The sequence below is a fragment of the Gordonia zhaorongruii genome (genome assembly GCF_007559005.1).
GTDB classification, from domain to species: domain Bacteria; phylum Actinomycetota; class Actinomycetes; order Mycobacteriales; family Mycobacteriaceae; genus Gordonia; species Gordonia zhaorongruii.
The window spans coordinates 2,878,315-2,905,239 of the sequence record NZ_CP041763.1; the positions used below are offsets into that span (position 1 = coordinate 2,878,315).

At 67.2% G+C, this 26,925-nt stretch carries 25 protein-coding genes and 1 riboswitch; of the genes, 15 read left to right on the plus strand and 10 right to left on the minus strand.

Annotated features, from left to right (window positions below; translation table 11 throughout):
- The first annotated feature begins 30 nt into the window (after positions 1-30).
- From FO044_RS13315 to mnhG, 6 genes are read left to right on the plus strand one after another with little or no spacing between them, the layout of a single operon-like run.
- Positions 31-2,943 (plus strand): Na+/H+ antiporter subunit A, encoded by a 2,913-nt coding sequence (locus FO044_RS13315; RefSeq protein WP_132992352.1) that lies wholly within the window; start codon positions 31-33, stop codon positions 2,941-2,943.
- Positions 2,940-3,665 (plus strand): Na(+)/H(+) antiporter subunit C, encoded by a 726-nt coding sequence (locus FO044_RS13320; RefSeq protein WP_132992353.1) that lies wholly within the window; start codon positions 2,940-2,942, stop codon positions 3,663-3,665. Before FO044_RS13315 ends, FO044_RS13320 begins: the two co-directional genes overlap by 4 nt.
- Complete coding sequence (locus FO044_RS13325) at positions 3,662-5,308, plus strand: Na+/H+ antiporter subunit D (protein WP_132992354.1); 1,647 nt, start codon at positions 3,662-3,664, stop codon at positions 5,306-5,308. Before FO044_RS13320 ends, FO044_RS13325 begins: the two co-directional genes overlap by 4 nt.
- Complete coding sequence (locus FO044_RS13330; protein ID WP_132992355.1) at positions 5,305-6,108, plus strand: Na+/H+ antiporter subunit E; 804 nt, start codon at positions 5,305-5,307, stop codon at positions 6,106-6,108. Before FO044_RS13325 ends, FO044_RS13330 begins: the two co-directional genes overlap by 4 nt.
- Complete coding sequence (locus FO044_RS13335) at positions 6,105-6,365, plus strand: monovalent cation/H+ antiporter complex subunit F (RefSeq protein WP_132992356.1); 261 nt, start codon at positions 6,105-6,107, stop codon at positions 6,363-6,365. Before FO044_RS13330 ends, FO044_RS13335 begins: the two co-directional genes overlap by 4 nt.
- The gene (gene mnhG, locus FO044_RS13340) at positions 6,362-6,703 is read left to right on the plus strand and encodes a monovalent cation/H(+) antiporter subunit G (protein WP_132992357.1); all 342 of its coding nucleotides are present in this window, start codon (positions 6,362-6,364) and stop codon (positions 6,701-6,703) included. Before FO044_RS13335 ends, mnhG begins: the two co-directional genes overlap by 4 nt.
- An 84-nt stretch (positions 6,704-6,787) precedes the next feature.
- On the opposite strand, the gene FO044_RS13345 is transcribed toward mnhG, so the two are convergent.
- The 4 genes from FO044_RS13345 to FO044_RS13360 are packed head-to-tail and all read right to left on the minus strand — an operon-like array spanning position 6,788 to position 9,565.
- Positions 6,788-7,921 carry a glutamate--cysteine ligase gene (locus tag FO044_RS13345; RefSeq protein WP_132992358.1) on the minus strand — a complete coding sequence of 378 codons (1,134 nt, stop codon included), beginning with the start codon at positions 7,919-7,921 and terminating at the stop codon, positions 6,788-6,790.
- A 40-nt stretch (positions 7,922-7,961) separates the two neighbouring features.
- On the minus strand, positions 7,962-8,612 hold the full coding sequence (locus tag FO044_RS13350; protein ID WP_132992359.1) for a superoxide dismutase family protein: 651 nt from the start codon (positions 8,610-8,612) through the stop codon (positions 7,962-7,964).
- A gap of 47 nt (positions 8,613-8,659) precedes the next feature.
- The gene (locus FO044_RS13355; RefSeq protein ID WP_132992360.1) at positions 8,660-9,172 is read right to left on the minus strand and encodes a LytR C-terminal domain-containing protein; all 513 of its coding nucleotides are present in this window, start codon (positions 9,170-9,172) and stop codon (positions 8,660-8,662) included.
- 60 nt (positions 9,173-9,232) lie between these two features.
- Positions 9,233-9,565, minus strand: coding sequence for a nucleoid-associated protein NapA (locus FO044_RS13360; RefSeq protein WP_132992361.1), 333 nt, complete (start codon positions 9,563-9,565; stop codon positions 9,233-9,235).
- Positions 9,566-9,768: 203 nt separating this feature from the next.
- Between FO044_RS13360 and FO044_RS13365 the strand changes: the two genes are divergently transcribed.
- Genes FO044_RS13365 through FO044_RS13385 form a run of 5 tightly spaced genes read left to right on the plus strand, consistent with a single transcriptional unit; the run spans position 9,769 to position 12,910 of the window.
- Positions 9,769-10,362, plus strand: coding sequence for a peptide deformylase (locus tag FO044_RS13365; RefSeq protein WP_132992362.1), 594 nt, complete (start codon positions 9,769-9,771; stop codon positions 10,360-10,362).
- A gap of 6 nt (positions 10,363-10,368) precedes the next feature.
- Positions 10,369-11,070, plus strand: a complete 702-nt coding sequence (locus tag FO044_RS13370; protein WP_143965824.1) for a GNAT family N-acetyltransferase, cg3035/Rv0428c family — start codon at positions 10,369-10,371, stop codon at positions 11,068-11,070.
- A gap of 47 nt (positions 11,071-11,117) precedes the next feature.
- Complete coding sequence (locus FO044_RS13375; RefSeq protein ID WP_143965825.1) at positions 11,118-11,627, plus strand: guanyl-specific ribonuclease; 510 nt, start codon at positions 11,118-11,120, stop codon at positions 11,625-11,627.
- Positions 11,624-12,118, plus strand: a complete 495-nt coding sequence (locus tag FO044_RS13380) for a barstar family protein (RefSeq protein WP_143965826.1) — start codon at positions 11,624-11,626, stop codon at positions 12,116-12,118. The genes FO044_RS13375 and FO044_RS13380 overlap by 4 nt, the downstream gene beginning before the upstream one ends.
- 3 nt (positions 12,119-12,121) lie before the next feature.
- Complete coding sequence (locus FO044_RS13385; protein ID WP_132992366.1) at positions 12,122-12,910, plus strand: exodeoxyribonuclease III; 789 nt, start codon at positions 12,122-12,124, stop codon at positions 12,908-12,910.
- A gap of 65 nt (positions 12,911-12,975) precedes the next feature.
- Here FO044_RS13385 and FO044_RS13390 read toward each other — a convergent pair whose 3' ends face one another.
- A complete protein-coding gene (locus FO044_RS13390; RefSeq protein ID WP_132992367.1) occupies positions 12,976-13,332 on the minus strand; it encodes a GNAT family N-acetyltransferase in 357 nt (118 codons plus the stop codon).
- Positions 13,333-13,490: 158 nt separating this feature from the next.
- Positions 13,491-13,604, plus strand: a riboswitch (TPP riboswitch).
- Between FO044_RS13390 and thiC the strand changes: the two genes are divergently transcribed.
- Both thiC and thiD read left to right on the plus strand, forming a co-directional pair.
- A complete protein-coding gene (gene thiC, locus FO044_RS13395) occupies positions 13,596-15,269 on the plus strand; it encodes a phosphomethylpyrimidine synthase ThiC (protein WP_132992368.1) in 1,674 nt (557 codons plus the stop codon). Its footprint overlaps the riboswitch before it by 9 nt.
- Complete coding sequence (gene thiD, locus FO044_RS13400) at positions 15,266-16,144, plus strand: bifunctional hydroxymethylpyrimidine kinase/phosphomethylpyrimidine kinase (RefSeq protein ID WP_132992369.1); 879 nt, start codon at positions 15,266-15,268, stop codon at positions 16,142-16,144. Before thiC ends, thiD begins: the two co-directional genes overlap by 4 nt.
- Positions 16,145-16,190: 46 nt before the next feature.
- Here the strand turns inward: thiD and gad are convergent, their stop codons facing one another.
- From gad to FO044_RS13420, 4 genes are all read right to left on the minus strand, one after another.
- On the minus strand, positions 16,191-17,570 hold the full coding sequence (gad, locus tag FO044_RS13405; protein ID WP_132992370.1) for a glutamate decarboxylase: 1,380 nt from the start codon (positions 17,568-17,570) through the stop codon (positions 16,191-16,193).
- A gap of 105 nt (positions 17,571-17,675) precedes the next feature.
- Complete coding sequence (locus FO044_RS13410; RefSeq protein WP_143965827.1) at positions 17,676-18,896, minus strand: acyl-CoA dehydrogenase family protein; 1,221 nt, start codon at positions 18,894-18,896, stop codon at positions 17,676-17,678.
- Between the two features lie 67 nt (positions 18,897-18,963).
- Positions 18,964-19,719, minus strand: a complete 756-nt coding sequence (fabG, locus tag FO044_RS13415; RefSeq protein WP_143965828.1) for a 3-oxoacyl-ACP reductase FabG — start codon at positions 19,717-19,719, stop codon at positions 18,964-18,966.
- Positions 19,720-19,850: 131 nt separating this feature from the next.
- A complete protein-coding gene (locus FO044_RS13420; RefSeq protein ID WP_244945769.1) occupies positions 19,851-20,927 on the minus strand; it encodes a helix-turn-helix domain-containing protein in 1,077 nt (358 codons plus the stop codon).
- 211 nt (positions 20,928-21,138) lie between these two features.
- Here FO044_RS13420 and FO044_RS13425 point away from each other — a divergent pair, with 211 nt between their 5' ends.
- A complete protein-coding gene (locus tag FO044_RS13425) occupies positions 21,139-21,705 on the plus strand; it encodes a hypothetical protein (RefSeq protein WP_143965829.1) in 567 nt (188 codons plus the stop codon).
- Between the two features lie 10 nt (positions 21,706-21,715).
- Here the strand turns inward: FO044_RS13425 and fgd are convergent, their stop codons facing one another.
- Positions 21,716-22,729, minus strand: coding sequence for a glucose-6-phosphate dehydrogenase (coenzyme-F420) (gene fgd / locus FO044_RS13430; RefSeq protein ID WP_132992374.1), 1,014 nt, complete (start codon positions 22,727-22,729; stop codon positions 21,716-21,718).
- Between the two features lie 299 nt (positions 22,730-23,028).
- Here fgd and FO044_RS13435 point away from each other — a divergent pair, with 299 nt between their 5' ends.
- Positions 23,029-26,925 carry a Pls/PosA family non-ribosomal peptide synthetase gene (locus tag FO044_RS13435; RefSeq protein WP_143965830.1) on the plus strand — a complete coding sequence of 1,299 codons (3,897 nt, stop codon included), beginning with the start codon at positions 23,029-23,031 and terminating at the stop codon, positions 26,923-26,925.

A 26,925-nucleotide genomic window follows, 5' to 3' on the forward strand; every position in this document is an offset into this window, starting at 1 on the left:
CCGCACTGATAACTCGACGGAGTGCACCTTTTGATCGTTGTGATGATCGCGTTGGCCCTCGGCGCGCTCGTGTCACCACCGATCATGAAAGCCTGCGGAACCAAAGGTTTCTACGTCCTCGCCGCGATGCCTGCGGCAGCACTCGCGTGGGTGATCGTGAATTGGCCCGACCCGAGCGCCCCGCCGCGCACCGAGTCGCTGACCTGGGTCCCCAGCCTGAACATGGACATCGACGTCCGGTTCGACACGCTGTCGGCCGTTCTGTCGGTACTCATCCTCGGTGTCGGCTCGCTGGTCCTGGTCTACTGCGCCAACTACTTCGACACGATGCGTCGCCGCATCGAGACGTTCGGCGGCGAGATCGTCGCCTTCGCGGCCGCCATGTTCGCGCTGGTCGTCTCGGACAACATGCTGGTGCTGTACGTGTTCTGGGAAGTCACGACGGTCCTGTCGTTCCTGCTCGTCGGCTTCAACATGGTGCGCGCGACGTCGCGCCGCGCCGCCACGCAGGCGCTCCTGGTGACCACGTTCGGCGGACTCGCGATGCTGATCGGCATCGTCATGCTCGGCGAACGCAACGACAGCTACCTGCTGTCGGACCTGATCGCGCACCCGCCGGAAGCCGGCGTCCTCGTGAATTTGGCGGTGGTGCTCGTCCTGATCGGTGCGCTGTCGAAATCCGCCATCGTGCCGTTCCACTTCTGGCTTCCGGGCGCCATGGCCGCACCCACTCCGGTCAGCGCCTACCTCCACGCCGCAGCGATGGTCAAAGCGGGCGTCTACCTGGTGGCGCGCCTGGCACCCGGATTCGCCGACCAGTTGAGCTGGCAGATCCCGGTGATCGGACTGGGTCTCGTCACCATGGTGCTGGGCGGCTGGCGCTCGCTCCGTGAACGCGACCTGAAACTGATCCTGGCGTTCGGCACGGTCTCGCAGCTCGGCTTCATCACAGTTCTCGTCGGCGTCGGCGACGCCAACGTCGCGATGGCGGGAATCGCGATGATCGTCGCGCACGCCATGTTCAAAGCCTGCCTGTTCATGGTGGTCGGCATCATCGACCACTCCACCGGTACCCGCGACATCCGCCTCCTCGCTCGCCTCGGCCACCGTCTGCCGGTTCTCGCCGGCATCGCCGCGCTGGCGGGCGCCAGCATGGCCGGCCTGCCGTTCACCATCGGATTCGTCGGCAAGGAGACGGCGTTCGGCAGCGTCTGGACCACCGGCGCATTCGACGACCCGGTCGCGATCATCGTCGACATCGTGCTGGTCCTCGGTTCGGTCATCACATTCGCGTACACGTCCCGGTTCCTGTGGGGCGCGTTCGGACGCAAAGTCCGCCGGTTGCCGACCCGTCAGGTCGCAGCCCTGCATCCGCCGAACATCGCGTTCCAAGCACCCGCCGCGATCCTGGCCGTCCTGGGTGTCGCAGTGTCCTTCGCCGCGGGTCGGCTCGACGAACTGTTCCGTCCGTACGCGAGCACGCTGCCCAGCTTCGGTCATCCGGCCGAGCACCTCGCGTTGTGGCACGGGTTCGGCCTGCCCGTCGTGTTCTCGATCATCGTGGTGGTCGGCGGTGCGGCACTGTTCGTCATCCTGCGCGCCCGTCGACGTGCGGTCTTCGGAAATCCGCCGCCGCTCAACGCCGACCGCATCTACGACGCCACGCTGCGCGGCGCGGACACGGCGTCGCTGTGGATCACCCGGTACACGCAGCGCGGTTCACTGCCCCTGACGCAGAGCATCATCCTGATCACGGCGGTCCTGTTACCGGTCGTCGCGCTGGCCGTGGGCGAGCGCGACCAGCTCACGATTCGCGGCTTCGACACCGTGGAGGAAGTCGTGGTCGGCGTGGCGATGATCGCCGCAGCGGCATGCACCACCATTCTGCGCAACCGTCTGGCGAGCGCCCTGGTGGTCGGCCTCACCGGTTACGGCTGCGGCGCCCTGTTCGCCCTGTACGGCGCCCCCGACCTGGCCCTCACCCAGTTCCTGGTGGAGAGCGTGACCCTGGTGGTGTTCGTCCTCGTTCTGCGCAAGCTGCCGAGCGAACCCGCCACCCGCCACTCCACCGGATTCAAGCCCGCACGCGCTCTCATCGGCATCGCGTTCGGCGCGATGCTCGTGGTCGTCGGCCTGTTCGCCGCCGCCGCACGCTCCACCGAACCACTCCAGGTCAGGCTCGGCGATGCCGCGTACACGTTCGGCCACGGCTCCAACGCGGTTAACGTCCTCCTCGTCGACATCCGCGCCTGGGACACGATCGGCGAGGTGTCCGTCCTCATCGTCGCCGCCACCGGCGTCGCGTCGATGGTGTTCCGCAACCGGCGGTTCGGTGCCGTTCCCCGGATCACCGACGCGGCGCGTCTGCAGGCCGGCCTCAGCGACGACTACACGGTGGCCAGCGACCGGACCACCTGGCTGCGCGGCAGCGAGCTCCGCGATCCCCGCCACCGCTCCATGGTCCTCGAGGCGACCACACGTGTCGTCTTCCCGACCCTGGTCATCCTGTCGCTGTACTTGTTCTTCGCGGGTCACAACGCCCCCGGCGGCGGTTTCGCCGGCGGTTTGGTGATGGGACTCGCTCTGGTCCTGCGCTATCTGGCCGGCGGACGCTACGAACTCGGCGAGGCGCTGCCGGTGGAGGCCGGAACCATCCTGGGGGCAGGCCTGCTCGTGTCGGCGGCGACCGCGACCACGTCACTGTTCCTCGGCGCGCCCGCACTGTCGTCCGCGGTGATCGACCTGCACCTCCCGGTATTCGGCGACGTGCACATCGTGACCGCGCTCTTCTTCGACCTCGGCATCTATCTGATCGTGGTGGGTCTGGTCCTCGACGTCCTGCGCAGCCTCGGCGCACGTCTGGACGTCGCCGACGACGCACCGACGACCGGATCGCTGCCCGCCCAGCCGCTCACGGGGGCACATCAGGAGGTTCGCCGATGACCGTCAACCTCGGACTGCTGATCGTCGCCGGAGCGCTGTCGGCGTCGGGCGTGTATCTGCTGATGGAACGCAGCCTCATCCGGATGCTGTTCGGACTCCTACTCGTCGGAAACGGCATCAACCTCCTGATCGTGACACTCGCCAGCTCTCCCGGAAATCCGCCCATCCGGGGTCGCGGATCGAACGGGCACACGGCCGACGCCGATCCGCTCGCACAGGGCATGGTGCTGACGGCCATCGTCATCACCATGGGCATCGCGGCATTCGTACTCGCTCTCACGTACCGCCTGTTCGTGATCAACCGGCGAGCCGCGGAGGAGCCGTCGAGCGATGTCGAACCCACGTCGACCGAGGGCTTGGACGACGACCTGCAGGACGACCCCGAGGACGTGAAGATCGCGACCGGTTCCCTCAAGAACTTCCCGGACCGCGACCGCAGCGACGACCCGAACACCGGCGCCGATACCGTGGCCGGCGACTTCTTCGACGATCAAGGCAATCCGATGACCGTCGAGGAGTTCGAAGCCGCGCACACCGGCGTCATCGAGACCGACCTCATGCCGGAGGATGCAGAACTGCTGCTCCACCTGTCCGATGACGACGACGATCTGCCGAGCTCGCACACCGAATCGGCCCGATCAGACCTCGCGAAGCTCAGCGACGGCGACGAGGCCCCGCCGTCGGATTCACCCGACGGAAAGCACGAAGGAGGCGACCGATGATCCCGCAGAGCTCCTGGATCACCGTCCTGATCGTCCTCCCGACGCTGGTCCCCATGCTCGGAGCCGCTCTCACGCTGCTACGCGGCCGCAACCCCGCGTTCCAGCGCCCGGTGACGACCGGCGCCATCGGCATCGCGCTGGCCGCATCGTGCACGATGCTGTACCTCACCACGAAGAACGGACCGTATGCGGTGCACGTCGGCGGCTGGGGCGGCCGCGACGGTGGAACGTCGCCGCTGGGCATCACCCTCGTCGTCGACCGCCTGTCGGCTCTCATGCTCGTGGTGTCGACGACGGTCCTGCTGTGCGTCGTGGTGTACGCCATCGGGCAGGGCATCCGAGACGGCACGACCGAGCAGCCGGTGTCGATCTTCCTGCCCAGCTACCTGATTCTGACCGCGGGCGTGTGCAACGCCTTCCTCGCCGGCGACCTTTTCAACCTGTACGTGTCGTTCGAGGTGCTGCTCGCCGCGAGCTTCGTGCTCCTCACGCTGGGCGCCAGCGCGGAACGTGTCCGCGCCGGTGCATCGTACGTGCTGGTCTCCATGGTGTCGTCGCTGATCTTCCTGGCCGGTATCGCGTTCGCCTACGCGACCACCGGCACGCTGAACCTCGCCGAGATGGCGGTGCGGCTGGACGAGGTACCGGACGGCACGCGGAACGCCCTGTACGCGGTGCTGCTGGTCGCGTTCGGCATCAAGGCAGCGGTGTTCCCGCTGTCGACGTGGCTGCCGGACTCGTATCCCACCGCACCGGCACCCGTGACCGCGGTGTTCGCCGGATTGCTGACCAAGGTCGGTGTCTACGCGATCATCCGTGCTCACTCGCTCCTCTTTCCCGGAGGATCGATGGACACGGTCCTGATGATCGCGGGACTGTTGACGATGCTCGTCGGCATCTTCGGTGCGATCGCGCAGTCGGACGTCAAACGTCTGCTGTCGTTCACTCTCGTCAGTCACATCGGCTACATGATCTTCGGCGTCGCCGTCGGTTCGACGGCATCGACGTCGGCGGCGATCTACTACGTCGCGCACCACATTCTGGTGCAGACCACCCTGTTCCTGGTGGTCGGACTCATGGAGCGGCAAGCCGGCTCGGCCTCCCTGCGACGTCTCGGCGGCCTCATCGCGAGTCCGCTGCTCGCCGTCCTGTTCCTGATCCCGGCGCTCAACCTGGGCGGTATCCCGCCGTTCTCCGGGTTCATCGGAAAGGTCGCGCTCGTCGAGGCCGGCGTAGCCGACGGTTCCGTGCTGTCGTGGATTCTGATCGTCGGCTCCGTGGTCACGAGTCTGCTGACCCTCTACGTGATGGCCCGCATCTGGACGAAGGGATTCTGGCGTGCACGCGCCGACGCTCCCGAGGGCAACATGGCGTCGTCGACGCCGTCCGCCCTCGTCGAAGAGGGGACCGACGTCCTCGTCGCCGAACGTGAAGACGTCGGCCGGATGCCCGCCACCATGGTTGTGCCCACGGCGGCCATGGTCGCCGTCGGGCTGGCCCTCACCGTGTGGGCCGGACCGATCTTCGCGTACACCGACGATGCCGCAGACGCCGTGCTCGATCGGGCCGAGTACATCACCACTGTTCTGCCCCACGACTCCACGGCTGCCGACCATCTGATGCCACGAGGTGGAGGCCGATGAGCAGCACCCCGTTCCCCGACAAGCCGCACGCCAAGGCGGCAGGCAAGCGCCTGCTTCCGGCATTCGTCGGCAATCTGTGGCGGATCACCGTGCTGAGCCTGGCCTGGCCGGTGGCGAAGTTCGGCATCTGGATCCACGCGCACCTGAAGGTGCCGTCGTGGGCGGGCGGCGACCTGCGGGAGTTCGCACTCCGGGTGTGGGGCGTCTCCTGGCTCGCTTTCGTCTGGGTCCTTCTGTGGGGCGAGGTCACCTGGGCGAACATCATCATCGGAGTGCTGTTCGGCACCCTGGTGATGGCGCTCCTGCCCCTCCCCCGGGTGCCGGTCGAAGGCAAACTGCATCCGATCGCGACTGCCGCCCTCGCCATGTCCCTGGTCTACAACTTCGTCGTGTCGAGCGCGCAGGTCGCGTGGGCCGCCCTCACGCCGGGCAACCCGCCGCTGGGCACTGTCGTCCGCGTCCACCTCGCGATCAAGTCCGACCTCGTGCTCACACTCGCCATCGACTACATCAACCTGGTGCCGGGAACCATGGTCGTGGAGATCGACCACCTGCGGCGCATGCTGTACGTCCACGTCTTCGATGTGCGCAAGCAATCGCAGGTCGATTCGTTCCACCGGCAGATGGCCTATGTGGAGCGTCAGTTCATCAAGGCCTTCGAACGCGACTCGGAATGGCATCCGAGCCCGTTTCACGGTATCGATGACGACTACCACCACGTGCCGTTCAGCGATCGCCAACGTGTGGCCGAGGCGTCGGCACGTGACCGGGACCGCGGTCTGCGGAGGAGGAAACGATGACCTACGTCTGGGCCGCAGCCGGCGGCATGCTGATGGCAGCGGTCATCCTCACCACGTATCGCGCACTTCGCGGCCCCACCACGCTCGACCGCCTCGTCGGCATCGATGCCATCGTCGCCATCATGATCTGCGGCCTGGCCGTCTGGGTCGCAGCGAGCGGCGACACCACCATCGCGGCCGGCATCGTCGTACTGAGTCTCGTGAGTTTCATCGGGTCGGTGGCCGTCGCACGATTCCGAGTGAGGGATGACGAATGATCAGGGATATCCTCGCGGCCTCCTTCGTCCTGTTCGGATCGCTCGTGGCACTGACCGCGGCCATCGGCATCGTCCGCTTCCCGGACACTCTCAGCCGGATGCACGCGGCGACCAAACCGCAGACCTTCGGCATGTTCCTCGTGCTGATCGGGACGCTGATCGAGATCAACGGTCATCCGGACAGCGGAATGCTCGTCCTGGCCGCGCTCTTCACCGCGATCACGGCCCCGGTCATCGCACAGCGCGTCGGCCGTCTCGTGTACCGAGAGCAGCGCGGCGACGAGCAACTGCTCGACGAATCACAGCTGCGGCCCCTGTCGTCGCGCGACGAAAACTGACCCGGCCGGAGCGGATTCCCTCGGCCGGCGAGCTCAGTCGAGCAGTTCGCTGCCGGTCCCGTCGCGGTCGGGGTCCGGCCTCCGTCAGTCCAGTTCGTCGACGATCGAGCCGACCACGTCCCGCATGCTGCCCGTCCGGGCGAGCACGTCGTGCTGTCGCTGGTAGCTGATCCGCCCCGCGACGATGTCGGCGACCGACGCGAGTTCCGCACTGCATCCCAACGACGCGGCCACCGGCTCCAGGCGTACCAGCAGGTCCGCGAGGTCCTCGGTGACGAGCCGCTCGGAGCATTCTGCGTCCTGGATGATGATGGCGTCGATTCCGTACCGAGCCGCACGCCATTTGTTCTCCTGAACCAGCCACGGGGCCATCTGCGGCAGTTCCTCGCCCGCGGTGAGCCGGCGATCCAGGTCGACGATCAGGCAGTGCGTCAACGCGACCACTCCCGCCAGCTCCCGCCGGTTCGAAACACCGTCGCACACCCGGACCTCGATCGTGCCCAGGTGCGGAGACGGGCGGATGTCCCAGCGGATCTCGTTGAGATCGTCGATGATCCCCGTGGTCAGCTGGTCGTGCGCGAACGCCTCGAACTCGCTCCAGCGCTCGAACTGGAACGGGAGACCCGCGGTCGGTAGCTGCTGGAACATCATCGCCCGGTTACTGGCGTAACCGGTCTCGTCACCACCCCACATCGGGGACGACGCCGACAGTGCGAGCAGATGCGGATAGTACTTGAGCAGCGACGACAGTATCGGCAGTACCTTGTCGCGACGACTCACCCCGACGTGCACGTGCACGCCCCAGATCAGCATCTGCCTGCCCCACCACTGAGTGCGTTCGATCAGCTCCGCGTAGCGGTTGCCCTCCGTGAGCTGCTGCGTCGACCACGGTGCGAACGGATGGGTGCCCGCCCCGTACAGATCGGTGTCGATCTCGGCGGTCAGGTCCCGGACCACGTCGAGCGTGGCACCGAGATCGGCCATCGCCTCGGCCACCGTGTGACACACCCCGGTGACCAGTTCGACGGTGTTGCGGAGCAGTTCCTTGTGGATCTGCGCAGCCCGGTCGACTCCGCGTCCGCTGATCAGCTCGAACAGATCGGGGGCACGGTTCACCAGATCGCGAGTACTTCGATCGACCAGTGCCAGTTCCCACTCCACGCCGATCGTCGGCTCAGGCGATCCCTCGAACGGGATCGGACTGATCGGGTTCCCCACCGGAGGCACCCCCGCCCCTCTGACTACCGCCGCGTCGCCGCTACTTGGCCTCGATCACACCGCACGCCTGGCGCTTGGTGCCGTCGGTGTCACCGACCTCGTGCACGACGAGCGCTTTGTCCTTCGCCTGATCGATGGTGAACGCGTCGGTGGTGCTGGTGACCGTTCCGGTTCCGTCCTTCAGGACGCTGACACTGGTCAGATCGCCGCTCTCCGGCTTGCCGGTGTGGCCGTTCACCTGCAGGTGGCCGCCTGCCGAAGAGAAGTTGTCTGCAGCGTCGCACTTGCCGACCGAGTGGACGTGCACTCCGTGCAGACCGGGTTCGATACCGGTGACGCGCAGTTCGACGGTGACCGCCGAACCGGTGGAGGTGAAGGTGGCCATGCCGACGTCGCCGCCCGACTTATCGCGGAGCGTGACGGTGGCGGTCTGGTTCGCACCGCTCTCGCTGCCGCTCGCGCCGGTCTGCTCACCGCCGGCCGACGACGCGCCCGGATGAGCCTCGGCGTCCGGATTCACCTGGTCGCCGGTGATGACCGGCGGCGTGGTGCCGGGAGCCGACGACGGCTCCTCGTTCGGAGTGCAGCCCGCGAGAACGGCGCCCGTGGCGCCTGCCGCTGCAACCATGGCCAGGACACGAGTAGTCGAGATTCCGGCGACGGTGCCTCGGGTGACGTTACGGGCGAACATGACGCTCCTTATTTCGCGGTATGGGGGCTGTGGATGAAGTCGGTGGATCAGCGGGTGATGACAACGACGGCGAGTTGTCCCTGGCATTTGCTGAACGCTGCCGGACGAGGCTCCGGGGAAGCCTCTCCCGGCACTGCCTCCGCCAGAGTCTTGGCTGCGTCCTCCTCGCCCTCACCGTAGAAGATCGTGTTCTCGCTGATGCTGCTCGTCTGAAGATTCTCGGCTCCACTGACCTCGAAGCCCTTGCTCTTGAGCGCTTCAGAGACGTCGCCGGCGAGCCCGGTGACCGTGCCCGCATTCAGCACGCACACCGAACCGACCTTCTCGGCGCCCGACACCGCACTCGAGGACGGCGCCGTGCTCTTCGCAGATCCGGTCGAGGGAGCCTGCTCAGCCGAGGTCTGGGCGTTGCGGCCCGCAGCCTCCAGGTCCGAACTGGCGTCCTCGCCGCTCGTCGCTGCACTGTGCCAGCCGAGGCCGATGAAGACCACGGCGATCGCCAGCAGCAGCATGGCGCCCGCACGGAGCGGAAGTCGATTGGTTTCCCGGTCAGCTTTCATCACGGCAACTTTATCGCACGAGGCAGCCTGCGCAGTGAGCCGCTCGCGCGACGCGCTGAACTACAGGTCGAAACCGAGGCGCCGGGCGGCGCGCGCCTTCTGACGGGAAGCTCGCAGCCGACGCAGTCGCTTCACGAGCATCGGGTCTGCGGCGAGGGATTCCGGGCGGTCGACCAGCGCGTTCAGGATCTGGTAGTACCTCGTAGCCGACAGACTGAAGAGTTCTTTGATCGCTTCCTCTTTGGAGCCCGCGTACTTCCACCACTGCCGTTCGAATGACAGAATGTCGTGTTCCCGGCGTGTCAGCCCGTCGGGCCCGACCTCGTGCGGATCGGCGTTGTCCGCCGACGCCTGTTCATCGCCGTTGGGGGTACGCGCGGTTGCGCCGTCCATCTCGCTCCCTTAAGCCTGCCGTCATTGCCTGCCGAAAGTGTCCGTCCACCGCACCCGGTTCCGCGCTTCCTGACCGACCGGTCGGGGCGAATCACAAGCGTGTGGTTCCGAGAGAAGTGTAACCACGAGCGCGCGCCGTCACACGACGACGCACCGCCGACACGCCACATCACTGTCCGATCCCGCCGGTATTGTGTCTTCCCATGGCAATTCTTCCGATCTGCATCGTGGGCGAGCCCGTCCTGCATCAGCCGACGACCCCCGTCGAACTCGACGGCGACGGTCGTCCTGCCCGCGAGATCGTCGAGCTCCTCGACGACATGTACGAGACCATGGACCGCGCGAACGGCGTCGGACTGGCCGCCAATCAGGTGGGCCGCGGCCTCCGCATGTTCGTGTACGACTGCCCCGACGGCGGGGTCCGGAGGCGGGGCGAGGTGATCAACCCGGTCCTGGAGACGTCGGAGATCCCCGAGACCATGCCCGATCCGGACTCGAACGACGAGGGCTGCCTGTCCGTTCCGGGTGAGGGCTTCCCCACCGGCCGCGCCGAGTGGGCCAAGGTGGTGGGCACCGACCGCGACGGCCAACCGGTCGAGGTGGAGGGCGAGGGGTTCTTCGCGCGCATGCTCCAGCACGAGACCGGCCACCTCGACGGCTACGTGTACGTGGACGTCCTCATCGGCCGGAACGCCCGCGCCGCGAAGAAGACGATCAAACGGAACGGCTGGGGCGTCCCCGGGCTCACCTGGCTGCCCGGCAGCGTCAGCGATCCGTTCGGCCATGACGACGACTGATCCGGCGTGAACGGGCGCGACCCGGTGGCGGGCGACCGCGTGGTCGTCCGGTACCGCCTGACCCCGTCGTCACCTGCTGATTGGCGCGATGCCCCCAATCCACCTCTGCCGCATTCACCGACCCTGTCGGACATCACCGGAGTACTCGTCTCCGCCGATGCCGCCGGACTGCGCATCGACCGCGACGGGACGATCGAGACGGTGCCGAACGACGCGGTCGTCTCCCTGCGCACCCTCTCGCGACGAGTGGTGCGCAATTCGCAGATCCGCGACCTCGAACGTGCACTGTGCACGGCGGCGGACGCGAGCGAGCGGGCCGAGATCGACGGCTGGATCGTCCAGGCATCCGGAGCTACCGATGCGGACGTGCGTGCGCGGGCCGCTGTGCCGATCGAGTTCACCGCTTCCGCGGCAGCTGTCTCCCGGATCCGCGAGTGGTACTCCGCCCGCGACGCGATCTCGTACGCGATCCTGCCCGATCGCCTGGTGCGCCCCGGCTCCATCCCGTACGCCGACGCCGGATACGCGATCGAGGTCCTCGTCGCCGACACCGCCGAGCCAGGGACACTCCCGGACGATCTTCCCGAAGTGGCTGTCGGCCCCGGCCGGTGGGCGGTTCAGGTGCGTGCCGACGACGATGTGAGCCGAACGAGAGCCAGGGATGCCGGATACGCACTGCACCACACCGGACGGGTCGTCCGGCTCTAGAACCGCGGATGCGGCGACTGCGGATCGAGCCGCTACCGTGTAACGCGATGTCACACCCCACCTCGGATCGCGATCAGTCGCGTCGTCGCATGCTCGCCTCCGCCCTGGGCATCCTCGTCCTCCTCGCCGTCCTCGCGCTGACCTGGTGGATCGACGGCCAGAGCACCACGGACGCGGATTCCCCGACGTCCAGCAGCGCCAGCAGCGCAAGCACGTTCGACGGCGGTGCCGCCCCCGGCGCGCACGGTTCACGAGCCGAGTCGGATCTCCCGGCCCGCGTCGCACGCACCCTTTCGTACATCGACTCGAATGACTGGCCCGAGGCCGCGAACGCCCCTGGAACACGCGGCGGCGACACCTTCCGCAACAACGAGCGGCGGCTGCCGCAGCGCGGTTCGGACGGGACGAAGGTCCGCTACCGCGAATGGGACGTGAACCCGAAGCAGGACGGCCGCGGCCGGGATGCGGAGCGCATCGTCACCGGCGACGACGGATCGGCGTACTACACGCTCGATCATTACGAGTCGTTCACCCGGATCAGAGGACCGTCGTCATGACCGTAGGACGCATCAGCGACTTCCTGCATGCCGCAGCGAGCGGCGGTTCCGCCGTCGGGCTGACCACCGAGCCGGTGAGTACGTTCGGCACCGGCAGTGCGACGCGTCGGGTCGATGCCTCATCCATGCGAACGGTGTCCGGAATCTTCGATGAGCTGGCACGTGCGTGGCGGTTCCCCGACCATTTCGGGCGGAACAAGGATGCCCTCGACGACTGCATGCGGGACCTTCCCACCCGCCTCCGCACTCCCGAGGGCGGTGCCGCGACGACCTGCCTCACCGTTGTCACCCACGCCGAGCAGCTGCTCGCAGACGAGCCGGACGAGCTCGACTGGTTCGCCGAGTCGATCGACTTCTGGAGCGACGCACATCGCGCGCAGGGTCGAGGCTTCGCCTTCCTGCTGATCGCCGCGGACGACGGCGCGGTGAACCTTCACGGCCGGTGGGCCGCCACCGACTCCCCCATCTCCGATGTCGACGGAAAGGGCTGACAGATGCGCCTGGCCACCTGGAACGTCAACTCGATCCGAGCACGATCCGAGGACGTCGTCGCCTGGATGGCCCGGCACGAGATCGACGTGCTCGCGATGCAGGAGACCAAGTGCTCCGACGATCAGTTCCCGGTGATGAGCTTCATCGCCCACGGCTACGACGTCGCCTTCCACGGCACCGGCGGCTACAACGGCGTCGCGATCGCCTCGCGCATCGGCCTCGACGACGTCCACAAGGGCTTCGACGGCCAGCCTCAGTTCGACGGAACGTCCGAGGCGCGTGCGATCTCGGCGTCATGCGGCGGCGTTCGCGTGTGGAGCCTGTACGTGCCGAACGGGCGGGCACCGGGCGATCCTCACCTGGATTACAAGCTGGAGTGGCTCGACACCCTGTCGGGTGTGATGCAACTCGAGCTGACCCACGATCCAGCGGCGCAGATCGCGCTGGCCGGGGACTGGAACGTGGCGCCGACCGACGCCGACGTATGGGACCCCGAGTACTTCGCCGAGCGCACGCACACCTCCGAGGCCGAGCGAGCGGCATTCGACGCCTTCAGCGAGGCCGGCTACCTGGACAGCGCGGGCCCCTTCACTCCGGGCCCGGGGACCTACACGTTCTGGGACTACACGGCGGGACGGTTCGCGAAGAACGAGGGGATGCGCATCGACTTCGCCCTCTGCTCGCCGGCCCTCGACGACCGAGTGCACGATGCGTTCGTCGATGTCGCAGCTCGCGCCGCCAAGGGTGCCAGTGACCACGCCCCGCTCGTTCTCGACGTATCGTCGGACTGAGCCGCCACGGCGTTCTCGTGCACCGGACGAGTACGACGGATCAGGCCCGGTCGGACCAGGCTCGCTCAGACCGGGGCGAGCGCGACCACGCCGGGATGCGCATCGATGTACTTCTTGGTGAACGTGCACAGCGGACGGACTCGGTAGCCCCGCTCCCGCATGTACCCCATCGCACTGCCGGTGAGTCGGGTTGCGAGACCGTGACCGCCGTACTCGTCGTACAGGACGGTGTGCAGTATGGTCGCAACCTCGCCTTCGCCGACGGATTCCAGTCGGTATCCGAGAACACCGACCAGGTCGCCCGCGACCCAGAGCTCGAATCGCTCTCGGTCCGGATTGTGCACAACCTGCGAGATCTGCTGCAGCAACGATCGCGCCGAGTTCTGCGGGGCCTGATGATGATGACGGCTCCTGCGATGCATGAACACCTCCTGTGACGACGGTCACAACGCTACGTCGGACCGGTACGCCCAGCAAGTCACATCAGTCACATCTGCATCACAATCCCCTTTCGGAACGGCGTGTGGTCCCTCCGATCACTCCTGCCGTAGGGTGCAACCAGCGGTCGACGACCGCATACAAATGAACACGCGGGGGCTCTCACGAACCGAGGGCTGAGATGGTGACCGGCGGTCACCGACCGCTCGAACCTGTCCGGGTAATGCCGGCGTAGGGAGGAGAAGTCATGGGCACATCTGTCTCTGGCGCAAGTGTCACCACCGGCCCGATCGAGGGCAGCACCAAGCATCATCTGATCGTCGAATCCGATGCCGATCGCCTGCACGTTCCGCAACGCCGCGTGCACCTGAGCAACGGCGAGCACCTCGATCTGTACGACACGTCCGGTCCGTACACCGACTCCGACGTCACCGTGGACGTGCAACGCGGATTGCCTGCCATACGCGACGAATGGACGAAACCCTCTCCAGTGGAAGGTGTCTCGACACAGTTGGCGTGGGCACGGGCAGGCGTGATCACCGCCGAGATGCGGTACATCGCCGCCCGCGAAGGCGTCGACGTCGAGTCGGTGCGCAGCGAGGTCGCGGCCGGCCGGGCCGTGATCCCCGCCAATCACCGCCACCCCGAATCCGAGCCGATGATCATCGGGAAGGCGTTCGCGGTGAAGGTGAACGCCAATATCGGCAACTCGGCGGTCACCTCGTCGATCGCCGAGGAAGTGGAGAAGATGGTGTGGGCCACCAGGTGGGGTGCCGACACCATCATGGACCTGTCCACCGGCAAGGACATCCACCAGACGCGCGAGTGGATCATGCGGAACTCCCCGGCGCCGGTCGGAACGGTTCCGATCTACCAGGCGATGGAGAAGGTCAACGGCGATCCGGCCGCACTCACCTGGGATATCTACCGGGACACCGTCATCGAGCAGGCGGAGCAAGGCGTCGACTACATGACCGTCCATGCCGGCGTCCTGCTGCGGTACGTGCCCCTCACCGCCCGCCGCGTCACCGGCATCGTGTCGCGCGGCGGCTCGATCATGGCCGCCTGGTGCCTCGCTCATCACGAGGAGTCGTTCCTCTACACCCACTTCGACGAACTGTGCGAGATCCTCGCACGCTACGACATCACGTTCTCTCTCGGCGACGGACTGCGTCCGGGGTCCATCGCCGATGCCAACGATGAAGCCCAGTTCGCCGAGCTCCGCACGCTCGGCGAACTCACCGGGATCGCCAAGCGCCACGGCGTTCAGGTGATGATCGAGGGCCCCGGCCACGTGCCGATGAACAAGATCGTCGAGAACGTCCGCCTTGAGGAGGAGTGGTGCGAGGAGGCGCCGTTCTACACCCTCGGACCGCTCGCGACCGACATCGCGCCCGCCTACGACCACATCACCTCGGCCATCGGTGCGGCCATGATCGCGCAGGCGGGCACCGCGATGCTCTGCTACGTCACCCCGAAGGAGCACCTCGGGCTACCTGACCGCGATGACGTCAAGGTCGGTGTCATCACGTACAAGATCGCCGCGCATTCGGCCGATCTCGCGAAGGGACATCCACGCGCGCAGGAGCGAGACGACGCGCTCAGCAAGGCACGCTTCGAGTTCCGGTGGAACGACCAGTTCAATCTGTCGCTCGACCCGGATACGGCTCGTGAGTACCACGACGAGACGATGCCCGCCGAACCTGCGAAGACCGCGCACTTCTGCTCGATGTGCGGCCCCAAGTTCTGTTCGATGCGCATCTCCGCCGACGTGCGGACCTACGCCGAGGAGAACGGTCTGGTCACGGCCGAGGACATCGACGCGAAGATCGCCGAGGAGATGGCCGCCAAATCCGACGAGTTCACCGCGGCGGGTTCGCGCGTCTACCTGCCGCTGGACGAGGTGACGGCGACCTCATGACCGAGGCGCCGACGGAGTCCCTTCGAGTCGAGACGCCGGATCTGCTGCCGACCGCGGAACCGGGCGAGACCCCGGTACGCGTGATGACGATCGCCGGGTCCGATTCGGGCGGCGGTGCCGGAATGCAGGCGGACATGCGGACCTTCGCCCTCCTCGGTGTGCACGCATGCGTAGCCGTCACCGCGGTGACGGTGCAGAACACGGTGGGCGTCAGCGATTTCCAGGAGATCGCGCCTGAGATCGTGGCGGCTCAGATGCGATCGGTGGTTCCCGACATCGGCATCGGTGCGGCGAAGACCGGCATGCTCGCGTCCGCACCGATCATCGAGTCGGTCGCCGACACGTGCACCGAGCTCGGTCTGGGGAGCATCGGTTCCATGCCGCTCGTCGTCGACCCGGTGTGCGCGTCGATGCACGGCGATCCACTGCTCGCCGCCGACGCGCTGAACACGCTCACCCGGCGCCTCCTCCCGCTCGCCGACCTCGTCACCCCGAATCTGGACGAGGTCCGGCTGATCACCGGCGTCAACGTGATCGACGCAGCCACGCAACGCGATGCGGCGCGCGCCCTTCGCGACCTCGGGGCTCGGTGGGCATTGGTGAAAGGCGGGCACCTGCGGGCGAGCACGCGCAGTCCGGACCTGCTGTTCGACGGTGAGACCTTCGTCGAGATCACTGCACCGCGCATCGACACCGCGCACGATCACGGGGCAGGCGACACGCTCGCCGCCGCCATAACCGCAGCCCTCGCGCACGGCTACCCGATGCTCGACGCCGTCCGTTTCGCCAAACAGTGGGTCACCCGCGGCCTGGCTGCCGCGTACCCGCTCGGCGCAGGCCACGGTCCGGTGAACCCGTTGTGGAGGGTGCGGTAGACGACGCCCCTGGGGAGTAGCGGCCCCCGGGACGTCACGGCCCGCGTCAGTGGTGGAACGCCGACGTCTGACCTTCGCGAGGCATGGGCCCGCTCAGTCGTTCGAGGAATTCGACTTCGGTGCGCAGGTCGGCCAGAAGTGCATCGGCCAGGTCCATGCTCAGACCGGCCCGGACCACGATCCGCTGCACGGTGACGTCGGCCAGGTCGTCGGCCAGCGGGTAGGCGGGCACCTGCCAGCCTTTCATGCGCAGACGGTCCTGCAGGTCGAACAGCGTCCACTTGTCGGTGTAGCCCGACTTGAGACGCCATGCGAAAACCGGAATCGTGTCGCCCTTGCTGACCAGCTCGAACGGCCCGATCTCGGCGATCGCAGACGACAGACGCTGCGCCACGTCGAGCGAACCCGACTGGACCGCGGTGAACCCCTCGCGTCCCAGTCGCAGGAACTGGTAGTACTGCAGCAGCACCTGAGCACCGGGCCGTGAGAAGTTGAGGGCCAGGGTGGGCATGTCGCCGCCGAGGTACGCGCAGTGGAAGATCATGCTCTCGGGCAACGCTTCCTTGTCGCGCCAGACGATCCAGCCGACCCCGGGGTAGACCAGTCCGAACTTGTGGCCCGACGTACTGATGGACGCGACGCGCGGGACACGGAAGTCCCACTCCAGATCGGGCTGGCAGAACGGGGCGATCATCGCCCCCGACGCGCCGTCGACGTGGATCTCCACGTCCACGCCGGAGTCACTGTGGATCTGGTCGAGTTTGGCCGCGATCTTCTTCACCGGCTCGTACGCACCGGTGTACGTCTGCCCCATGATCGCCACGACCCCGATCGTGTTCTCGTCCACGTACTTCTCGAGGTCGTGTCCGTCCAGGTACAGGCGGTCCTCGGTGATGGGCACCCAGCGAGGCTCCACTTCGAAGTAGTTGCAGAACTTCTCCCAGCAGACCTGGACGGCCGTCGAGAGCACGATGTTCGGCGCCTCTGTCGATCTGCCTGCCTCCTTACGACGGTGCTGCCAGCGGCGCTTGAGCGCCAGTCCGCCGAGCATGCACGCTTCCGACGAGCCGATCGTCGACGTCCCGATCGCCTGTTCGACGTCCGGGTTGTGCCACAGGTTGCCGAGAATCCGCCAGCAACGATCCTCGATCTCAGCGGTCGCCGGGTACTCGTCCTTGTCGATCATGTTCTTGTCGACAGTCTGCGCGTACAGAAGTTCGGCTTCCTTGTCCATGTAGGTCGACACGAAGGTTGCCAAGTTGAGGCGGGAGTTTCCGTCGAGCATCGCCTGATCGTGAACGATCTGGTACGCGGTGCTGGGAAGCATCATCTCCTCGGGCATCTGGTGGCGCGGGAGCGAGGTCCGCTCGCCGCTCCGGTTGAAGACCGGACTGAGGACCATTCGGTCGTCATCGTTCTGCGCCATACTGCTTCTCCTAGGTTTCTCGGACGGCCGAAAGGGGCGGACTCAGCAGACGCTGACCGAACGACTGGATGCACGCGGCGCTCGCCGCGTCATCACCGAACCCTGCTAGTGGGCTCTCTGCCGACGCAGTTCGGATTTGGCCAGCGAGTTCTTGTGCACCTCGTCGGGTCCGTCGGCGAATCGGAGGGACCGGATGCCCGCGTAGCAGGCGGCCAACGGGAAGTCCTGGGAGAGACCGCCCGCACCGTGCGTCTGGATCGCCTTGTCGAGGATCCACTGGACCGTTCGCGGCGTGGCGATCTTGATCGACTGGATCTCGGTATGCGCCCCCTTGTTGCCGACGGTGTCCATCAGCCATGCGGTCTTCAGAACCAGCAGTCGGAGCTGCTCGATGCGAACGCGCGATTCGGCGATCCACTCGCGGATCACGCCCTGGTCCGCGAGCGGCCGACCGAACGCCGTGCGCCCGGACACGCGATCGCACATCATCTCGATAGCTCGTTCCGCAACGCCGATCGAGCGCATGCAGTGGTGAATCCGGCCGGGTCCGAGTCGTGCCTGGGCGATGGCGAACCCGTCGCCCTCGCCTGCGACGATGTTCGTCACGGGCACGCGGACGTCGGTGAACTTCAGCTCCGCATGGCCGCCGTGACTGTGGTCGTCGTAGCCGAAGACCTCCATCCCCCGCACCATCTCCAGCCCGGGGGTCTCGCGCGGAACGAGGACCTGCGACTGCTGCCGATGGCGGGGGGCCTCCGGGTCGGTCTTGCCCATCACGATCAGGATCTTCGCGTTGGGGTTCATCGCTCCGGTGGTCCACCACTTGCGGCCGTTGATCACATATTCGTCGCCGTCCCGGACGATCGACAGTTCGATGTTCGTGGCATCCGAGCTCGCGACATCAGGTTCGGTCATCGCGAACGACGACCGGATCCGTCCGTCGAGCAGGGGTTCCAGCCATTGCGACTTCTGCTCTGCCGTGCCGAACTCGGCGAGCACCTCCATGTTCCCCGTGTCGGGGGCCGCGCAGTTGAAGACCGCAGGCGCCAGTCCGAGGCTGCGTCCGGTGATCTCGGCGATCGGCGCGTACTGCAGGTTGCTCAGCCCCGCGCCCGCGTCGCCGGGCAGGAAGAAGTTCCAGAATCCACGCCTGCGCGCCTCGTCGCGCAACTCCCGCAGGATCGGCGCACTGTCCCAAGCCCACCGATCGTCGAGCTTCGACAACTGCTCGGCGAACACCGGTTCCGCCGGGTAGACGTGACTGTCCATGAACGCGCTGACATCGTCGATCAGCGCGCGCGTCGTGGCATCGAATGCGAAGTCCATATCAATTCTCCTTGAGCGCCGGGCGCCGGATGCCCGGCAGGTGGTGCACCGCCTGTTCGGCCGGTGCTCAGTCCTTGGGTCCGCCCGCCACATAGATGACCTGACCGGAGACGAAACCCGCGCCTTCACTGACGTAGAAACTGACGACGTGCGCGATATCCGCGGGTTCGCCGACGCGCCGTACCGGGATCTCGGCAGCGTTCGCCTTCTTGAACTCCTCGAACCCCATCCCGATGCGCTCGGCGGTGGCCGCGGTCATGTCGGTGGCGATGAAGCCGGGAGCGATCGCGTTCGCGGTGACGCCGAAGCGGCCGAGCTCCAGCGCCAGAGTCTTGGTGAGGCCCTGCATTCCGGCCTTGGCGGCCGAGTAGTTCACCTGACCGCGGTTGCCCAGCGCCGAGGTGGACGACAGGTTCACGATGCGCCCCCAGCCTTGCGCAGTCTGATACTTCTGCACCTCGCGGGACATGAGGAACGCACCGCGGAGATGCACCGACAACACCGAATCCCAATCGTCCGCGGTCATTTTGAAAAGAAGGTTGTCGCGAATGATGCCCGCGTTGTTGACGAGGATCGTCGGATCCCCGAGTTTCTCGGCGACCCGACCGACGGCTGCGGATACGGCGGTCTCGTCGGTGACGTCCGCGCCGACTGCGAGCGCGGCTCCACCGTCTGCGACGATGCCGTCGACCACCTTTTGACAAGCCGCCTCGTCGAGATCGAGAACCGCGACAGCATGGCCGTCGGAGGCCAGACGGCGGGCCACTTCGGCGCCGATCCCGCGGGCCGCCCCGGTGACGATTGCGATGCGTTCAGTGGTCATCAGATTCTCCTTCAGTCGCTGCTCGTCACCAGTCTGCCCGTAGACGGCGTACATCACGCTGCGAAGGCGAAAGGTCGTGTGCTGAACGAGAAGAAGGCGGCGCAGGACCGCGGAGCCCCGGGGTGGAGCAGTCAGGCCAAGGAGCGGTGCCGGTACTCCACCGGACCGACTCCGTACCGGGTCTTGAACCGATTCCGGAAGGTGGCGACCGACCGGAATCCCGATGATGCGGCGATGCTGCTGATCGGCTGCCACGGGTTGGCGACGAGCAGTTCGCGCGCCGTCTCGACGCGGACATCGGCGATGCGGGATGCCAACGACTGGTCGGCGTTCTCGAACAGCCGGTACAGCTGACGTCGGGACAGGTGGAGGTCGGCCGCGATGGAGTCGGGCGTGAAGTCCGGGTCGCGGTGCCTGCGTGCGATGAGGTCGATCGCGGCCTGATGATTGGCCAGGGAATCGTCTTGCAGGACCGAGCGATCCCCGCCGGCCAACTCCGCCATCGCTGCAGTCAGCAAGTCGATCACCGCCAGTTCGGCATCTGCGGACGGTGCGGGCATCGTCGACGCCGCCGAGTCCGCGGCGAACCGTCGCACCAATCCGGCGGCCGCGCGCGACAACGGGGTGCGCGCGCTGAGCGGGCGCCGACGCTGCTCGGCCAGGCTCCGATGCTTTCCCAGAACACGCAACGGTATGGCGAGTCCCGAAGGGTCGGCGACCGCTGTCGTCGTCGATTCGAAAGGCATCGAGGTGCTGATGAACAGCAGGTCTCCGGCGCCGTGCGCGTGCGCCTGTCCGTTCTGCCGGACCACCGATTTCCCGGGCATGGCGGTGACTGCGACGAGAAGCATCTCCGGCGACGCCGCATCCGCGGCGCCCGCACTCGGCTGCTCTGCGCTCGTCATCCGGACGGCCGAGTGCAGAGCGCAGAACGCGCTCATCATCGACATCTCACGCGAATGGCGGACCGCCCGAAACTGCGCGGGATCGTCGGACAGGATCCGAACGTCGTCGTTCCACGCCCGGATCCCCTCGTGACCGACGAATCGGTCCGGGCGAGCCATCGTCCGACGATCGAGGCCGAGCCGCGCCTCCCAGGAGGCGATGGTGCGCGGCGTCAGCTGCGCGCCGAGCCCAGGGGCCGACTCGGCTCGCCCCTGCGCTTGGCGCGCCAGGGGCTGCAGTCGCGTGCTGTTCATGATCGTCATTCGAGGACCTCGAGCGAGCTTTCGGTGTTTCTCAGGTCGGCATGGGAGGGAGCCGTGGCAGTCGCCGTGATGCACACTACTTCCATCAGCAATCTTTTCCTACCCCGTGCGGAGAAATTCTCGATCAGTTGATCGAATCGGCGAACATGTAGGGTAACCAGCGCACCGTTTCCGGCATATCACCGAGTGAAAGCCCGCCTAGGAGTACCCGTTGACCCAGCCCCCGCATGAGGACCCGGAGTCCGGTGACCCCGACGCGACCATTCCGCCGCCGGAACCACCGCCGGAACCGCAGCGGTATCCGGAGTCGGCCGACGTCGCCCAGACACCGTACGGTCCGGTCCCCACCGACCTGTACGGGAGTCCGGCGGCACAGACCGCCGCATCGGCCGTCGCGGCGAAGCGGCGCTGGCAGATCATCACTGCGGTGGCGTGTGCAGCCGCGGCTCTCGTCATCGTCGGGTTCTTCATCGTCGGCCAGAAGGGCCGAAACGTGGTCCCGGCGTCAGGACAGACCGAGTACGTGACCTCGACCGAGACCGTGACGAGCGGCGGCGCACCCCCGCGCACCACGACCGCGACTGCGACCGCCACCGAGACGGCGACCGAGACCGAAGCCGGCAAGGGCCAGGACCGCACGAAGACCAAGACGGAGACCGCCACCCGCACCACGACGGCGACGAAGACAGTCACCGCGACGGCTACCGATACGGAGACAGAGACAGAGACTGTAGGCGAAGGTGAGAACGCATCGACGTCCACCACCACCTCCGAATGACCGTCTAACGTCAGGCCAGCGCGCGCAGTTCCGGCACCACGTCCTCGCTGAACGCCTCCAGGAACCGCCGCTGATCCGCGCCCGGGTTGTGGAACACCAGGTGGTTGAGTCCGGCGTCCAGGTAGGGCTTGATCTGCGCGATCGCGTCCTCCGGGTTCGACGCCACGATCCAGCGCTTGGCGACCTGCTCGATCGGCAACTCGTCGGCGAGGCGCTCCATCTCCATCGAGCTGCTCACGCTGTGCTTCTGCTCGGGCGTCAATGATAGCGGCGCCCAGAACCGGGTCTGCTCCAGTGCCCGCTGCGGATCACGGTCGTATGAGATCTTGATCTCGATCATCCGGTCGATGCTCGAGAATTCGCGTTCCTTCTTGGCCGCTCCCTCTTTCACTGCGGGGATCAGCTTCTCGGTGTAGAGCTCCATGCCCTTGCCCGATGTGCAGATGAAGCCGTCACCCATCCGTCCCGCGTATCGTGCGACGACCGGTCCGCCTGCCGCGATGTACACCGGCACGGGGTCTGCCGGAACGTCGTACATGAAGGCACCCTGCGTCGTGTAGTAGTCGCCCTCGAAATCCACTTGGTCGCCGGTCCACAGTTCGCGCATCAGTCGGACTGCTTCACGCAGCCGTGCGAAGCGCTCCTTGAACTCGGGCCATTCACCTGTGAACCCGGTGGCGTACTCGTTCAGTGCCTCACCGGTTCCGACGCCGAGCATGACGCGGCCCGGGTACAGGCAGCCCATGGTGGCGAACGCCTGCGCGATGACTGCCGGGTTGTAGCGGAAGGTCGGTGTCATCACCGACGTGCCCATCTGCAGGCGCTCGGTTCGCTCGCCGACCGCGGCCATCCACGCGAGCGAGAACGGCGCATGGCCGCCGTTGTGCCGCCACGGCTGGAAATGGTCGCTGACGGTGACCGAGTCGAGCCCGAATTCCTCTGCGGCGACCCCGAGCTCGACGAGGTCCCGAGGACCGAACTGCTCTGCCGACGCCTTGAGTCCGAGTTTGAGTGGGGCAGCCATGATTCTCCTTCGTGGGTGGAGCTCGTATGTCGTGTGAGGGGCGGCGGGATGCATGCGAGCATCGCCAGCGGCGATGCTCCAGCCCGCGGTCTGCCGACCTGGAATGCGTTCGTCGTCGCTCGCGGCTCCGCCGTCACTCCCTGGCTTCACCGCTTCGCACTGAATTCACCATACGGTTCTCCGTGGACCGCCGACACCCGATCTCCCGACATGCGCGCGCCCCCCGAGTGAGGCATCATTTACCGGTGGTGCTCCGCAGCCTGCGGGGCCCGCGTCGACCGACTCCCGAAGGACCACACGTGGCGATTCCAGCCGAGTATCTCCTCGGCGACCGTGCACCGGCCGGCCGCACACTCTGCGACATCCTCACCGCTACCGCCCGCCGCCACCCGGACGCCACGGCGATCGACGACGGCGATCATGTGATCACTTACTCGGAGCTGGTCGCGCTCGTCCGGCGGGTCAGCGGACGGCTGTCGGCGATCGGCGTGGGCCGCGGGCACCGTGTCGGAATCCGCATGCCGTCCGGTGATCGCAACCTCTACATCGCGATTCTCGCGACATTGTGGTCCGGGGCCGCCTACGTGCCGGTCGATGCGGACGATCCGGACGAGCGAGCGAAGCTGGTGTTCGGCGAAGCCGACGTCGACGCGGTCATCGACGCTGCCGGCGTGCACCGGCGGACCGACCGCGAACCGACGCCGCCGAAGGCGCCCGATGAGATGTCGGCCGTCGGCGCGTCGCCGGCGACCATGACCGACGATGCGTGGATCATCTTCACCTCCGGTTCCACGGGCAAGCCGAAGGGCGTCGCGGTGACGCACCGCAACGCGGCGGCGTTCGTCGATGCCGAAGCGGCGTTGTTCCTGCAGAACGAACCTCTCGGTCCGGGCGACCGTGTGCTCGCAGGCCTGTCGGTGGCGTTCGACGCGTCGTGCGAGGAGATGTGGCTCGCCTGGCGGAGCGGAGCCTGCCTGGTTCCCGCCCCGCGCGCGCTGGTCAGGTCCGGCATGGATCTGGGCCCCTGGCTGGTGAAACGCGACATCAACGTGGTGTCGACCGTCCCCACCCTCGCCTCGCTGTGGCCGGCTGAGGCCATCGAAGCCGTCCGACTGCTGATCTTCGGCGGCGAGGCCTGCCCGCCAGAGCTCTCCGACCGATTGGCGACCGACGACCGCGAGGTGTGGAACACCTACGGCCCGACGGAGGCGACCGTCGTGGCCTGTGCGGCGCCCCTCCGCCGCGGTGAGCCGGTGCGGATCGGATTGCCGTTGATCGGCTGGGATCTGGCGGTCGTCGACTCGGACGGTGTTCCGGTCGCCGAGGGGCAGTCCGGTGAGCTGGTGATCGGCGGCGTCGGACTCGCCCGCTACCTGGATCCGGTGAAGGACACCGAGAAGTACGCCCCCGCACCGACTCTCGGCTGGGATCGCGCCTACCGCAGCGGCGACATCGTGAAGCTCGAGCAGGCAGGCCTGCTGTTCGTCGGACGCGCCGACGATCAGGTGAAGATCGGCGGGCGGCGGATCGAGTTGGGCGAGGTCGACAACGCGCTCCAGAACCTGCCCGGTGTGAGCGGCGCCGCAGCAGCTGTCCGCAAGACCGGCACCGGCACCCAGATCCTCGTCGGCTATCTGGCGTCCGCCGACCCCGGCTTCGACACGGCGGCGGCGTCCGCGATGCTCCGGGAGGAACTACCGGCGGCCCTCGTCCCGCGGCTGGTCCTGATGCCCGAGTTGCCGACCAGAACCTCCGGGAAGGTCGACCGGAACGCGTTGCCGTGGCCGGTGGCCGGGACCGATTCCGGTGACCGCGACGGCGCCTCCGACCTGTCCGCCACCGAGTCGTGGCTGGCCCAGCGGTGGGCCGACGTCCTCGGGGCCTCGGTGACCAGCTCGAAAGCCGACTTCTTCGCCGAGGGCGGCGGATCACTGTCGGCGGCGCAACTGGTGACCGCGGTGCGCGCGCGGTACCCGGAGATCACCGTCGCCGACCTGTACGACCACCCCCGCCTCGGCTCGCTCGCAGAGATGCTCGACGCGCTCGATCCCAGCGCAGCCGTCGAACCCCGCCACGTGAAACCGGTCCCGGCGTCCACCGGGATCGTGCAGGCGATCGCCTCGATTCCGCTCGCGATCCTGACCGGTGTCCAGTGGGTCACGTGGCTCGGTGTCGGAAACAATCTGGCGCGCGGTGCCGCTGACTCACTCGGGTACGAGGCACCCTGGCTGGTCCACGTGAATTGGTGGGCACTGCTCCTCGCCTTCCTCGTCTTCGTGACCCCGCACGGCCGGATGGTGATAGCGGCGGGCGGAGCGCGGCTGCTACTGGCCGGAGTGGCGCCCGGCCGCCACCCGCGCGGCGGCAGCGTGCACATCAGGCTGTGGATCGCGGAACGTCTGATGATGGCCAGCGGCGCTCACAACCTGTCCGGCGCACCGTGGATGCCGTCCCTGGCACGGGCGCTCGGAGCCACCATCGGCAAGGACGTCGACCTGCACACGCTTCCGCCGGTGACCGGGATGCTGCGTATCGGCGACGGCGCCGCGATCGAACCCGAGGTGGACCTGGCCGGTTGGTGGCTCGACGGCGACGTGCTGCACATCGGCGAGATCACCGTGAAGCCGGGCGCGACCGTCGGCGCCCGATCCACGCTGCTGCCGGGCGCGGTGATCGGCCGGGACGCCATCGTCGAACCCGGTTCCGCCGTCATCGGCAAGGTGAAGGCCCGGCAGCGCTGGGGCGGGTCGCCCGCTGCCAAGCTGGGGAAGGCGAAGCGGGCCTGGCCGAGCGAACGCCCGAGATCATCCCGCTGGTGGGTGGGCGTCTACGCATTCACCGCACTGATCATCTCCGGAATCCCACTGGTGTCCATCGCCGCGGGCCTCGCCGTCGCCGGAACGTGGGCGCTCTCGGCAGGCAGGCTCTGCGACGCGGCACTGCGCACGGCCGCGCTGTCCCCGGTGGGCGCCCTCGTCGCGATGGCCGTGTTCGCACTATTGACGCTGATCGTTGTGCGGTTGGCGTCGATCCGAATGGATGCGGGCACTCACCCGGTACGGTCGCGGATCGGCTGGCAGGTGTGGATGACCGAACGGATGATGGATTCGTCGCGCACGTACCTGTTCCCGCTGTACGCGAGCCTGCTGACTCCCTGGTGGTTCCGGGCTCTCGGCGCGTCCATCGGCAGGGGCACCGAGATCTCGACCGCTCTGGTCATTCCCAAGTTCACCGTGGTCGGCGACGACTCCTTCCTCGCCGACGACACGATGGTCGCGTCCTACGAGCTCGGCGGCGGTTGGATGCGCATCGGCGAGGCCAAGGTCGGCAAGCGCGCATTCCTCGGCAATTCGGGCATGATCGCCCCATCGCGCAAGGTGCCGAAGAACGGTCTCATCGCCGTGCTGTCGGCTGCACCCGAGAAGGCGAAGAGCGGCTCGAGTTGGCTGGGGAGCCCGCCGGTTCGTCTGCGCCGCACGACGACCGAGACCGACGCGGCGCGGACGTTCGCACCGAGCGCCGGCGTCAAGATCGCCCGAAGTGTCGTCGAGACCCTGCGTCTGAGTGCCGTGATGGTCTCGTTCCTGATCGGTGTCACGGTTCTGTTCGCGCTGCAGACGGCCGCCGACAAGTGGGGAGTCCTCGCGGCCACGCTGTTGAGCGGATTCGTCCTCCTCGCCGCCGGCGCTGCGGCCGGCGCGATCGCCGCGATCGCCAAGTGGACGGTGGTCGGACCGATCCGTGCGTCCGAGCATCCGTTGTGGAGTTCCTTCGTGTGGCGGAACGAGTTGTCGGACGCGTTCGTCGAGACCGTCGCCGCACCGTGGTTCGCCAACGCGGCGACCGGCACTCCGGTACTCAACCTGTGGCTTCGCGCCCTGGGGGCGACCATCGGACGCGGCGTGTGGTGCGAGTCGTACTGGCTGCCCGAGGCGGACCTCGTGGAGCTGGGCGACGGCGCCTGCGTGCAGCGCGGAACCGTCGTCCAGACGCACCTGTTCCACGATCGGGTGATGGCGATCGACACCGTGCGGATCGGCGCCGGTGCCACCCTCGGCCCGCACTGCGTTGCACTGCCCGCATCGGGAATCGGCGAATCGGCGACCATCGGTCCGGCATCGCTGGTGATGCGGGGCGATGTGGTGCCCGCCCACACCACGTGGCAGGGCAATCCGATCGCGCCGTGGACCCGGTGA